Genomic DNA, 12,653 nt, shown 5'->3' with positions numbered 1-12,653 from the left:
CTCACCGCCGCGGGTGTCGGTGGTGGGCGGCCACCGGTGTGCCGCGGCACGGTGGTGCGGGTCGGTGGTGGCTCCGCGGATGCGCGGCGCGGGCGCGGGCTCCGCGGAACCGCGACGGTGGGCGCAGAAGCCGAACCCGGCGCTGCACCTGACACCGCCGGCTGATTCGGGAGGCATCGCTCATCGGGACGGGCGGTGCAGGTGAGCTGTTTGTTCGGCGGCGGAGGCGCGATGCTGTTTCCTCTCGCAACGCTGAAGTCGGACGTGGCGCGGCGTGTGAGCCTGTGGGAGCGCGAGGTGGTGACCGCGACCGAGACAAGCGGCTGGCTGCTGGATCGGTTTGCCTTCGCGGTGCTGGACTTTCCCACCGATCTGCCGTCGGTGGTAGAGGCGTTGGACGCCGTTCCTCAGGCACTCATGGCCGGCTTGTCCGGGCGGCTGACCGGCTGCCGGATCGCGGGCGGAGGGTGGCATTGGCCGCCGAGCGGCATGGGCCTGCCCAACCCCGGCCCCATCCCTCCGTGGGGCGTGGCCGACTCAGCCCAGGCGTCTGCCCTGGAGGTGTTGGACGGCTGGATTCGCGATCGGGCCGGCACAGGCTGGGACGGGTAGGTGATTGGCAGCGCCAAGACGCCGAACCCGGCGCTGCACCTGACACCGCCATCGGACTTGGGACGCATCGCTCATCGTGTGATGGCGGTGCAGGTGAGCTTGTTGTTCGGCACGCCCGAGCGTGCAGGAGCGCGCGTGCGGCGGTGGTGTGCGTGTGGTCCGCGTGAGTGAATCTCGCGTGTCGGGCTCCGCGTGGTGCCGGTCGGGTCTGGCGCGGCTCGCCGCCGCGAGGTGCGGTTGAGCGCGGCTGGCGGTGCGTGGGGACACGGCGGGTCGGGTCGGTGGTGCTCCGCGTGGTGCGCGTCAGGGCGGGCGCGGCTCGTCGCCGCGAAGTGCGGTGGTGGGTGGCCTCCGGCGTGCCGCGACACGGCGCGTGGGGTCGGTGGTGGCTCCGCTCGGCCGCACCGGTGGGCGGGCTCCGCGGATGCGCGGCGTGGGGCGTGTGCCCCGGAACCGCGGACGTGAGCGAGCCGAACCCGGCGCTGCACCTGACACCGCCATCTGACTTGGGGCGCACCGCTGATCCGGTGATGGCGTTGCAGGTGAGCTCATTGTTCGGCCACCCCGAGGCGCTCGATCACGCGTGCGGCGGCGGTGTGCGTGTGGTCCGCGGCGCGTGAGACGGTGCAGTGGGGCTTCGCGTGGTGCCGGTTGGGTCTGGCGCGGCTCGTCGCCGCGAGGTGCGGGTGGGCGCGGCCCGGTGCGGATAGGGACACGGTGGTGCGGGTCGGTGGTGCTCCGCGTGGCGCCCGCCGGTGGTCGGCGCGGCTCACCGCCGCGTGTGGCGGTGGTGGGTGGCCTCCGGTGGGCCGGGACACGGCGCGCGGAGTCGGTGGTGCTCCGCCCGGTCGCACCGGTGGCCCGGGCTCCGCGGATGCGCGGCGCGGAGCGTGTCGCCCGGAACCGCGGACGGCAGCGAGCCGAACCCGGCGCTGCACCTGACACCGCCCGCTGTATTGTGACGCACCGCTCGTCCGATGATGGCGGTGCAGGTGAGCTTGTTGTTCGGCAACCAGAGGGGCGCGCGGCGAATGTCGAAACACCTCCTGACCCGAGACTGTGGTTTGCTCGTCGGGCGAACGGTCGGCGAAGTGCTGGTGGCACTGGGCCTGGAGCCCAACGAGTGTCAAGTGTTTGACGAACCGCCCGCGGTCGGGCGTGGGTTGCGGTGGAACGGGTTGGGCGGTCCGAGCGTTCAAGTCTGGGTCACCAGACAGGCGGGCATCTTTCGGTCATCCCGGAACTGGGCCACGACGGAGTTCCTCTCCTTTCGCGCCGTGGGTATCATCGTGGTTCAGAACCAAGCACCGTGCCCGGGAGCCGCCTCCGGTCAACCGCCCAACGTTGTACCGCCTCAGTTCCGTGAGTGGTGGGCGGGAGGCAGTCGGTTCAGTCCAGACTCCCAGCGCGAAGCCGCCGAACCCGGCGCTGCACCTGACACCGCCGGCTGATTCGGAACGCACTGCTCATCGAGACGGGCGGTGCAGGTGAGCTCATTGTTCGGCCGCCCGAGGTAAGCGTGGACGATAGCCTGATCCGCGACGGAACGCTCGGGCCGGTCCTCTGGGATGAGGAATGGCGGTGGTGGAGATTTCGTGTCGGGGCATTTGGTGGGCGGCGTGTGATGGGGTACATCTTCCCCACCGATCAGGCGGTGCCGATGTCCGGCGTCGAGTTCGAAACGATTCGAGGGCACGTCGCGTGGATCTGCGAGAACGAGCCCACAATGCTGAAACTCGTAGTAGATCGGATGTACTCTTGGTGGGAGCGGACAGAATGGGCTGAGGAGTTAAGATCGTCCATCACCAACCCGGAATTGTTCCGAGAGCAGCTCCAATTGGAATGCGTCCACTTCAAAGGTGACGTGGCCGAGGTGGGTTATGGCACGGGCGACCTGATGAATGCGCACTCGTTCTGGATCATCTTCAACCAGCCCGGCTTGCTGCCAGAAAAAGTAATGTGGGGTTAAAGCGCGCCGAACCCGGCGCTGCACCTGACACCGCCATCTGATCTGCGTTGTGTTGCTCACTCGATCCTGGCAGTGCAGGTGAGCTTTATGTTCGGCCACCCGGGCGTTCAGGAACACGCGGGCGGCGGTGCGAGGCGTGTGGTCCGCGTGGGTGAACCGTGCGTGTGGTGCTCCGCGTGGTGCCGTGGGTAGCGGTCGCGGCTCGTCGCCGCGAGGTGCGGTTGGGCGCGGCCAGCCGCGCATGGGGACACGGCGGTTCGGATCGGTGGTGCTCCGCGTGGCGCCCGCCGGTGGCGGGCGCGGCTCGTCGCCGCGTGTGGCGGTGGTACGCGGCCTCCGGTGTGCCGCGACACGGCGCATCGGGTCGGTGCTCCGCACGCCCGCACCGGTGGCCCGGGCTCTGCGGAGCCGCGGTGCGAGGCGGGTCGCCCGGAACCGCCGAGGTCAGCGAGCCGAACCCGGCGCTGCACCTGACACCGCCGGCTGATCCGGAACGCACCGCTCATCCGATGATGGCGGTGCAGGTGAGCTTTATGTTCGGCCACAGAGGGCTTGCATGTGAACGAGCGACTGCGGCAACTCCTTGTCGCGGCGTGGCACGCCTGCCCTGAGGAGGAACGCCACCCGCCGGCCGCCGAGGGCGACCTGCGGGCGTTCGAGGTCGAGTTCGGGACGATCCCGCCAGCGTTCCGCGAGTACCTGACGGTGTGCGGCGGGCGCGTGGGCGGTGACGGCGAGTGGATCGACGGGCTGCCCGAGTTGGCCGATTCGCACCGCCAGTTCCGAGCGGACAACGAGTTCTGGCACATGCGAGGAGTGTTCATCATCGGTTGGGATGGCGGCGGCAACCCGTTCGGCATCGAGCTCTCGTCCGGGCGAGTGCTGGTCGAGGATCACGACTTTGGCGGCATCCACGAGATGGCCCCTTCGTTCCCCGCGTTCCTGGCCGCCGGGTTATCCCCAAACGCCGAACCCGGCGCTGCACCTGACACCGCCGGCTGATTGGGGGCGCACCGCTCATCCGGTGATGGCGGTGCAGGTGAGCTTTATGTTCGGCGGCAGAAGGAGACGGAGGCGCGAAGGTGGCGATAGACGGCAACCTCTTATCTCTCCTGCACGAGTTAGATCGCTCATCCGCGGATGCAGTGATCCGCTTCTACGACGGCGAGGCGTATGGGGTGCGGGTCATCTCGACGGCTCACGCGGATGCCGGCGGCGATGTCATTGCCGAGATCCTGACTGTCGCGGCGGGTTCCATCCCGGTTGGGGCGTTCATGAACTTCGCGCTCACGGATGTGGCCGAGGTCAGGGTGGGTGGGACCTGTGCATTCGCTGCTCCGAGCGGCTGAGTTATTATGGCCGGGGACTCACACCGGCGTGCCGGTCCCGCTCCGCGGATGCGCGGCGGTGGGCGCGGTCGCTGCGGATGCGCCATGCGGGCGCGGGCTACGCAGATGCGCGACGGTGAGCGAAGAAGCCGAACCCGGCGCTGCACCGGACCGCGGTCAAATACGTACTTTCCCGACCGTGTCGCGTGGTCCCGCGGCCGGTGAGCTGTATGTTCGGCCACCCTCGCGTGCATGAGTGCGCGTGCGGCGCGCGTGCGTGTGGTCCGCGGGGCACCAGACGGTGGTGGCTCCGCGTGCTGCCGGTCGGTGGTTGGCGCGGCTCACCGCCGCGAGTTGCGGTTGGGCGTGGCCGGGGGCGCGTGGGGACACGGCCGTTCGGGTCGGTGGCGCTCCGCCGAGACCGGTCGGTGGTCGGCGCGGCTCATCGCCGCGAGGTGCCGTGTTGGGTGGCCCCCGATGTGCCGCGGCACGGTGGTGCGTGTCGGTGGTGGCTCCGCGGATGCGCGGTGCGGGTGCGGGCTCCGCGGAACCGCAAATGCCAGCGCAGAAGCCGAACCCGGCGCTGCACCTGACACCGCCCGCGGGTTTGTGACGCACCCCTCATCCGGTGGTGGCGGTGCAGGTGAGCTGTTCGTTCGGCCACCCTCGCGTTCTGGAGCGCGCGTGCGGCGGCGCTGAGCGTGTGGTCCGCATGGGTGAACCTCGCGTGTGGTGCTCCGCGTGGTGCCGGTCGTGTCTGGCGCGGCTCATCGCCGCGAGGTGCGGTTGGGCGTGGGCGGAGGCGCGTGGGGACACGGCGCGTCGAATCGGTGGTGCTCCGCCGATACCGGTCGGTGGGCGGCGCGGCTCATCGCCGCGCGGTGCCGTGGTGGGTGGCCCCCGGTGTGCCGCGGCATGGTGGTGCGGGTCGGTGGTGGCTCCGCGGATGCGCGGTGCAAGCGCGGGCTCCGCGGAACCGCACATGCCAGCGCAGAAGCCGAACCCGGCGCTGCACCTGACACCGCCATCGGCCGCAGTTGTGATGCTCACTTCATCCTGGCGGTGCAGGTGAGCTGTTCGTTCGGCCACCCAAAGCCGCGCGAGCGCCCGTGCGGTGGTGCTGGGCGTGTGGTCCGCGTGGGTGACGCCCGCGCGCCGGGCTCCGCGTGGTGCTCGTGGGTGTCTGGCGCGGCTCGCCGCCGCGAGTGGCGGTTGGGCGTGGCCGGGTGCGGGTGGGGACACGGTGGTGCGGGTCGGTGGCGCTCCGCGTGGTGCCCGTGGGTGGTTGGCGCGGCTCGTCGCCGCGTGTGGCGGTGGGCGTGGCCTCCGGTGTGCCGGGACACGGCGGGTCGTGTCGGTGGTGCTCCGCGTGGCGCCGTTGGTGGCGGGCGCGGCTCACCGCCGCGAGGTGTCGGTGGTGGGTGGCCCTCGGTGGGCCGGGACACGGGGCGCGGAGTCGGTGATGCTCCGCAGGGCCGCACCGGTGCCGCGGGCATCCACGGAGCCGCGGTGCTCGGCGTGTGCCCCCGAACCGCGGTGGTCAGGGAGCCGAACCCGGCGCTGCACCTGACACCGCCGGCTGATTGGGGGCGCACCGCTCATCCGGTGATGGCGGTGCAGGTGAGCTTTATGTTCGGCAACCATCGCGTGCAGGAGCGCGCGTGCGGCGGTAGTGGGCGTGTGGTCCGCGTGGGTGAACCCCGGGTGTCGGGCTCCGCGTGTGGCCTGCTGGTGGTTGGCGCGGCTCGCCGCCGCGAGGTGCGGGTGGTCGTGGCCCGGTGTGGGTGGGGACACGGTGGTGCGGGTCGGTGGTGCTCCGCGTGGTGCCCGTGGTTGGCGGGCGCGGCTCACCGCCGCGGGTGTCGGTGGTGGGCGGCCACCGGTGTGCCGCGGCACGGTGGTGCGGGTCGGTGGTGGCTCCGCGGATGCGCGGCGCGGGCGCGGGCTCCGCGGAACCGCGACGGTGGGCGCAGAAGCCGAACCCGGCGCTGCACCTGACACCGCCGGCTGATTCGGGAGGCATCGCTCATCGGGACGGGCGGTGCAGGTGAGCTGTTTGTTCGGCTACCATCGCGTGCCGTGAGCGCACGTGCGGCGGTGGTGGGCGTGTGGTCCGCGTGGGTGAACCGCGCGCGTCGGGCTCCGCGTGGTGCCCGTGGGTGCGGGCGCGGCTCACCGCCGCGAGGTGCGAGTGGGCGTGGCCGGCAGCGCGTGGGGACACGGTGGTGCGTGTCAGTGGTGGCTTCGCGTGTGGCCCGTGGGTGGGTGGCGCGGCTCACCGCCGCGAGGTGCGGTGGTGGGTGGCCACCGGTGTGCCGCGGCCCGGTGGCGCGTGTCGGTGGCGGAACCGCGACGCGGGCGCGGGCTCCGCGGAACCGCACATGCCCGCGCAGAAGCCGAACCGGGCGCTGCACCGGACCGCTGTATAATGCGCTGTTTGTAGACCGTGTCGCTCACACCGCGGCCGGTGAGCTATTTGTTCGGCCGCCCTCGCGTGCAGGAGCGCGCGTGCGGCGGTGGGTGTGTGGTCCGCGTGGGTGAACGGCGCGTGTGGTGCTCCGCGTGGTGCCGGCGGTGGCGGGCGCGGCTCGTCGCCGCGAGCTTGCGGTGAGCGTGGCCGGCGGTGTCGTGGGACACGGCGGTTCGGGTCGGTGGCGCTCCGCGTGGTGCCCGGGGGGGGGCGGCGCGGCTCGTCGCCGCGAGGTGCGGTGGTGGGTGGCCCCCGATGTGTCGGGACACGGCGCCGTGGTTCGGTGGTGCTCCGCCCGGTCGCACCGGTGGGCGGGCATCCGCGGATGCGCGGCGCGGATGTGAGCGAGCCGAACCCGGCGCTGCACCTGACACCGCCGGCTGATCAGGAGCGCATCGCTCATCCGGTGATGGCGGTGCAGGTGAGCTTTACGTTCGGCAACCCCAAGGCGCTCGATCGCGCGTGCGGCGGCGCTGAACGTATGGTCCGCAAAGGTGAACAGTGCGTGTCGGGCTCCGCGTGGTGCCCGCGAGTGGCCGGCGCGGCTCATCGCCGCGAGGTGCGGTTGGGCGTGGCGGGCAGTGAGTGGGGACACGGTGGCGCGAGTCGGTGGGGCTCCGCGTGGTGCCGATCAGGGCTGGCGCGGCTCGTCGCCGCGGGTGGCGGTTGGTGCCGGCCTCCGGTGGGCCGCGGCACGGTACGTCGGATCGGTGGTGCTCCGCACGCTCGCATTGGTGGCACGCGCACAGCGGATGCGCGGCGCTCAGCGTGAGGCCCGGAACCGCCGAGGTAAGCGAGCTGAACCCGGCGCTGCACCTGACACCGCCGGCTGACTTGTGACGCATCGCTCCTCGGGACGGGCGGTGCAGGTGAGCTTTATGTTCGGCAACCATCGCGTGCATGATCGCCCGTGCGGCGGCGCTGACGGTATGGTCCGCGTGGGTGAACCCCGTGCGTCGTGCTCCGCGTGGTGCCGGTCGGGGCGGGCGCGGCTCATCGCCGCGAGCTGCGGTTGGGCGTGGCTGGTGGTATCGTGGGACACGGCGGTTCGGGTCGGTGGTGCTCCGCGTGGCGCCCGCCGGTGGTGGGCGCGGCTCATCGCCGCGAGGTGCGGTGTTGGGCGGCCTCCGATGGGTCGGGATACGGTGGTGCGGGTCGGTGGTGCTCCGCTCGGCCGCACCGGTGCCGCGGGCATCCGCAGATGCGCGACACTGAGCGCGCCCGGAACCGCCGAGGGCATTGAGCCGAACCCGGCGCTGCACCTGACACCGCCGGCTGCTCTGTAACGCATTGCGGCCTGCATCATGGCGGTGCAGGTGAGCTTTATGTTCGGCACAAGAGGGTTCACGGATGGCGAAGCCCACCAAGCAAGACCTCCTCCGGCTTCGGAAGGCTGCCATTGACGGCATGGTCAGTTACATGAAGTTCGGCGCGGCCGAGAGCGAGGCCGACCCGGACTTCGACGAGGATTTCGACGCGGGGTACACGCAGGCCGACATCGACAGGTGTGCAAAGATCGTCGATGAGTTGCTTGCCGCGCTGGAGGGAGTGCCGGAAACCAAGAAGAACGAGGCCATCCTCAAGGCTGTGAAGACGGCGGTCATCAAGCTGAACAAGTTGAACGACCGATGCGATGGCTCTCTCATCGAGACCGACCAGCGTGAGCAGCTCTGCGAGTTAATCATTGCTGCGGCACAACGAGCCGGGCTGGTTTCGAGCGTGCATGACATCACGGAGGAATGGCGAGAGTGGTGAGTATCGGCGTCGCGCGCAACTGATTGTGCAGCAGAGTCACGCCGAACCCGGCGCTGCACCGGACCCGGCCATCTGCCCGGTTTTTCAGTGCTCATCCGTTTGTCGTTCAGGCCGCGGGTGTCGCGGCCGGGCCGGTGAGCTTCATCGTTCGGCAACCATCGCGTGCATGAGTGCGCGTGCGGCGCTGAACGTGTGGTCCGCGGTGGTAAACGGCGAGTGTCGGGCTCCGCGTGGTGCCCGAGTGCGACGGGCGCGGCTCACCGCCGCGAGTGGTGGGTGGGCGTGGCCGGGAGCGGGTGCGGACACGGTGATTGCGGGTCGGTGGTGCTCCGCGTGGTGCCGGTGGTAACGGGCGCGGCTCATCGCCGCGAGTGGCGGTGGTGGGCGGCCTCCAGTGAGCCGCGACACGGCGGTGCGTGTCGGTGGTGCTCCGCGTAGTGCCCGGGTGTGGTCGGCGCGGCTCGTCGCCGCGAGGTGCGGTGGTGGGCGGCCCTCGGTGGGCCGGGACACGGCGGTTCGGGTCGGTGGTGCTCCGCCTGCCCGCACCGGTGGCCCGGGCTCCGCGGATGCGCGGTGCGGGGCGCGTGCCCCGGAACCGCAGAGGTCAGCGAGCCGAACCCGGCGCTGCACCTGACACCGCCCGCTGATTTATGACGCATCGCTGCTCGGGATGTGGCGGTGCAGGTGAGCTATTTGTTCGGCCGCCGCCGTGAGGTGGTTGCAAGCGCCGCGGATCGGCGGGCGGTCGTAAGGTTGTCGCCACCTCCCCCCTGGTGAAGGCGACCGACGAGGGCCCGCCGATCCGAGCGGCCTGAGGTCGCATGGTGATCTCCCGCCGTGCGATGTCCCCGGTGGGCTGAGCTCATCCGGCGGCGGCCGAACCAGGAGCTGAGCTGCAACGCTCACTCATCCTCTGGCGGAAGGAGGCGGCCGTCGGCCGAACCCCCCGCTGGAGCTGACCAGCCGTCGCGGGAGCAAGGGGAGACCGCCCTGAGAGGGGCGGCTTGCAGCTCAGCTCCTGGTTCGGCCAACCGAGGGCTTCGGATGGCGCTTGGCCTTCTCAACTGCGTAGACGTTCGGAACCTTGGCGACCTCGCTGCGAGCCTCGCCGGGGCTGAGTTCCTGTTCGCAGCGTTCGCCGAGTCCCACGGCGACGCTGTTCGGTACTCTCTGACGGTCATTAAGAGCCGTGGCCAGTTGGCGGACGAACTGTGCGATGGGGACAAGTTGGCGGCCGTCACAGGAGGCGTGTACACCGTGGTGTGGGTCCAGGTCCGCTATGATCCCGTGCGGACATCGGCCGAGGCGCTCACCCGACTCGTCGAGGGGCATGGCTGGTCTGTGTTCGAGCAGATAGTGAGCCAACGGCACCGGTTGATCGCGTGAGGGCCGAGGCCGAACCCGGCGCTGCACCTGACACCGCCATCGGCCATAGTTGTGGTGCTCACGTCACCCAGGCGGTGCAGGTGAGCTCATTGTTCGGCCACCAGAAGGGCGCGGGGTGCGCGTGCGGCGGTAGGCGTGTGGTCCGCGTGGGTGAACGGCGCGTGTGGTGCTCCGCGTGGTGCCGGTCTGTGGCGGGCGCGGCTCGCCGCCGCGAGGTGCGGTTGGGCATGGCCAGCGGTGCATGGGGACACGATAGTGCGTATCGGTGTTGGCTTCGCTGATACGGGTCGGGGCTGGCGCGGCTCATCGCCGCGAGGGGCGGTGGTGGGTGGCCTCCAGTGGGCCGCGACACGGCGCGTCGGGTCGGTGCTGCTCCGCAGAGCCGCACCGGTGCCGCGGGCTCCGCGGACGCGCGGCGCGGGGCGCGTGCCCCGGAACCGCCGAGGTCAGCGAGCCGAACCCGGCGCTGCACCTGACACCGCCATGCGATATTGCGACGCACCGCTCATCCGATGATGGCGGTGCAGGTGAGCTGTATGTTCGGCAACCCGAGCGTGCATGAATGCGCGTGCGGCGGAGCTGGGCGTGTGGTCCGCGACGGTGACCCCCGCGCATCGGGCTCCGCGTGGTGCCGGTGGTCGCGGGCGCGGCTCACCGCCGCGAGGTGCGGTTGGGCGTGGCCGGGGTGCGGGTGGGGACACGGCGGTTCGGGTCGGTAGTGCTCCGCCGAGACCGATCGGTTGCGGGCGCGGCTCATCGCCGCGGGTGGCGGTGGGTGGGTGGCCTCCGATGTGTCGCGACACGGTGCTCCGGGTCGGCGGTGCTCCGCGTGGCCGCACCGGTGGGCGGGCTTCCGCGGATGCGCAGCGCTCGGCGTGTGCCCCGGACCCGCGGACGTGAGCGAGCCGAACCCGGCGCTGCACCTGACACCGCCATCGGGTTTGTGACGCACCGCTGACGGTATGATGGCGGTGCAGGTGAGCTGTTCGTTCGGCAACCATCGCGTGCATGAGTGCGCGTGCGGCGGTGCGAGGCGTGTGGTCCGCGGTGGTGAAACCCTTGTGTCGGGTTCCGCGGGGTGCCGGTCGTGTCTGGCGCGGCTCGCCGCCGCGAGGTGCGGGTGCGCGTGGCCGGCGGCGCGTGGGGACACGGTGGTTCGGGTCGGTGGTGCTCCGCGTGGCGCCCGCTGGTGGTTGGCGCGGCTCGTCGCCGCCAGGTGCGGTTGGTGCCAGCCTCCAATGGGCCGGGACACGGCGGGTGGGTCGGTGGTGCTCCGCTCGGCCGCGACGGTGGGCGGGCTTCCGCGGAGCCGCGATGCTGAGCGTGCCACCTCGGAACCGCCGAGGGCATCGAGCCGAACCCGGCGCTGCACCTGACACCGCCCGCGAGTTTGTGACGCATCGCTCCCTGGGAGGGGGCGGTGCAGGTGAGCTTTATGTTCGGTCACCCTCGCGTTCTGGAGCGCGCGTGCGGTGGCGGTGTGCGTGTGGTCCGCGTGGGTGACGCCCGCGGGTCGGGCTCCGCGTGGTGCCGGTGGTCGCTGGCGCGGCTCACCGCCGCGAGGTGCGGTTGGGCGTGGCGGGCGGCGGGTGGGGATACGGCGGTTCGGGTCGGTTGCGCTCCGCCAACACCGGTCGGTGGTCGGCGCGGCTCGTCGCCGCGAGTGGGGGTGGTGGGTGGCCTCCGACGTGCGGCGACACGGTGCTCCGGGTCGGCGGTGCTCCGCGTGGCCGCATCGGTGGCGCGGGCATCCGCGGATGCGCGGCGCGGACGTGAGCGAGCCGAACCCGGCGCTGCACCTGACACCGCCATCGGCCACCGTTGTCATGCGCACTTCATCCTGGCGGTGCAGGTGAGCTATTTGTTCGGCCACCCGAGTTGCTCGATCGCGCGTGCGGCGGTGGGCGTGTGGTCCGCGAAGGTGAATCCCGAGGGTCGGGCTCCGCGTGGTGCCCGTGGGTGTGTGGCGCGGCTCGTCGCCGCGAGGTGCGGTGGGCGCGGCCGGTGGCGGGTGCGGACACGGCGTGTCGGTTCGGTGGCGCTCCGCGTGGTGCCGATCGGGTCTGGCGCGGCTCGCCGCCGCGAGGTGTGGTTGGGCGTGGCCGGGCGCGGGTGGGGACACGGCGGTTCGTGTCGGTGGTGCTCCGCGTGGCGCCCGTGGGTGGCGGGCGCGGCTCATCGCCGCGGGTGGCGGTGGTGGGTGGCCTCCGATGTGTCGCGACACGGCGCATCGGGTTGGGGGTGCTCCGCCCGGCCGCACCGGTGGCACGGGCTCCGCGGAGCCGCGGTGCGGCGCGTGTCGCCCGGAACCGCGGAGGTCAGTGAGCCGAACCCGGCGCTGCACCTGACACCGCCCGCGGATTCGGGACGCACCGCTCATCGTGTGATGGCGGTGCAGGTGAGCTTTACGTTCGGCCAGGGAGGGCGCCAGGGTGTATGTCGTAGCTTGTGCGGTCGTCGTACTGGTGGCGGTTCCGAACGTTCGCGAGAACCGGGAACTCGAAGAGCTGTGGGTACGAGAGGTGGCAACTCACTTCCTTGATGCCGCACTTGCCGAGAACTTCAAGGAGGCACTTGCGTCGGCAACCGGCGAGTTTCGCCAGCGACTCAAGCAATCATCGAAGTTGTTTTACCCCGAGGACGAATTCTCTGGGCTTAATACTACTCCGTTACCTCGCCACAACTGCTTATTTTACGACGTGTTATGCACACGCCTCTGGAATGCACCTTGACGGAACATCTTGTAGGATCTGGACTTGAGTCAAATGGAATGCTCACTGCCAAGGCGGAATGTTTGCTGCTCTCGTGAACGGACTAGCCAGAATCGCTGGGATTTGAACCCATTGCGGGGGCACGGACCTGTAGGTGTAGCTCGCCATAAATCGCGACAATTTAATTAGTTGTGGCGAAGTAACGGAGTAGTACTAAGGCCAAACAATACCGACGGGTTGCGACACGGTACGACAAAACCGCGCGCAACTCCCTCGCATTCGTTCACATTGCATCCATTATGATCTTGCTACGGTAACTGTCCACACGCCCTAAAGACTCTTGAAAACGTTGCTTTCCGCGAGAGCCCGGCCGGTTACACCCTTTTGAAATTGCGCCACCCAGTAGGCGAGCGGCTTCCCCT

General features: G+C 70.5%; 8 protein-coding genes and 1 pseudogene. All 9 read left to right on the top strand.

Translation table 11 applies throughout. From position 1 onward, the window contains the following. Window positions 1–231 precede the first annotated feature (231 nt). Complete coding sequence (locus tag GobsT_RS23040) at window positions 232–612, top strand: hypothetical protein (RefSeq protein WP_010043914.1); 381 nt, start codon at window positions 232–234, stop codon at window positions 610–612. Window positions 613–1,073: 461 nt separating this feature from the next. Further along, a complete protein-coding gene (locus GobsT_RS38915; RefSeq protein WP_197905139.1) occupies window positions 1,074–1,232 on the top strand; it encodes a hypothetical protein in 159 nt (52 codons plus the stop codon). A gap of 899 nt (window positions 1,233–2,131) precedes the next feature. Further along, window positions 2,132–2,581, top strand: coding sequence for a hypothetical protein (locus GobsT_RS23025; protein ID WP_010038110.1), 450 nt, complete (start codon window positions 2,132–2,134; stop codon window positions 2,579–2,581). Between the two features lie 558 nt (window positions 2,582–3,139). Further along, window positions 3,140–3,583, top strand: coding sequence for an SMI1/KNR4 family protein (locus GobsT_RS23015; protein WP_010036179.1), 444 nt, complete (start codon window positions 3,140–3,142; stop codon window positions 3,581–3,583). 80 nt (window positions 3,584–3,663) lie between these two features. Beyond that, window positions 3,664–3,930, top strand: a complete 267-nt coding sequence (locus tag GobsT_RS38070) for a hypothetical protein (RefSeq protein WP_010043908.1) — start codon at window positions 3,664–3,666, stop codon at window positions 3,928–3,930. A gap of 3,579 nt (window positions 3,931–7,509) precedes the next feature. Next, complete coding sequence (locus GobsT_RS22970; protein ID WP_232068411.1) at window positions 7,510–7,665, top strand: hypothetical protein; 156 nt, start codon at window positions 7,510–7,512, stop codon at window positions 7,663–7,665. A gap of 64 nt (window positions 7,666–7,729) precedes the next feature. After that, on the top strand, window positions 7,730–8,134 hold the full coding sequence (locus GobsT_RS22965; RefSeq protein ID WP_010043904.1) for a hypothetical protein: 405 nt from the start codon (window positions 7,730–7,732) through the stop codon (window positions 8,132–8,134). A gap of 1,044 nt (window positions 8,135–9,178) precedes the next feature. Further along, window positions 9,179–9,520: a hypothetical protein gene (locus GobsT_RS22955; protein ID WP_010043902.1), complete on the top strand. Its 342-nt coding sequence runs from the start codon at window positions 9,179–9,181 to the stop codon at window positions 9,518–9,520. 2,926 nt (window positions 9,521–12,446) lie between these two features. Continuing rightward, window positions 12,447–12,548, top strand: a pseudogene (locus GobsT_RS22930) (IS5 family transposase); the annotation flags it as partial. Window positions 12,549–12,653: the final 105 nt, after the last annotated feature.

It is taken from the genome of Gemmata obscuriglobus (assembly GCF_008065095.1).
Taxonomy (GTDB): domain Bacteria; phylum Planctomycetota; class Planctomycetia; order Gemmatales; family Gemmataceae; genus Gemmata; species Gemmata obscuriglobus.
The sequence above is the reverse complement of the archived record's forward strand: the minus strand, read 5'-3'. Positions and strand labels throughout refer to the sequence as shown.

Bases quoted from the DNA above. Each gene is read 5' to 3' on its own strand.
- GobsT_RS23040 (WP_010043914.1), top strand. From the start codon at position 232: ATGCTGTTTCCTCTCGCAACGCTGAAGTCGGACGTGGCGCGGCGTGTG.
- GobsT_RS22970 (WP_232068411.1), top strand. From the start codon at position 7,510: ATGGGTCGGGATACGGTGGTGCGGGTCGGTGGTGCTCCGCTCGGCCGC.
- GobsT_RS22965 (WP_010043904.1), top strand. From the start codon at position 7,730: ATGGCGAAGCCCACCAAGCAAGACCTCCTCCGGCTTCGGAAGGCTGCC.
- GobsT_RS22955 (WP_010043902.1), top strand. From the start codon at position 9,179: ATGGCGCTTGGCCTTCTCAACTGCGTAGACGTTCGGAACCTTGGCGAC.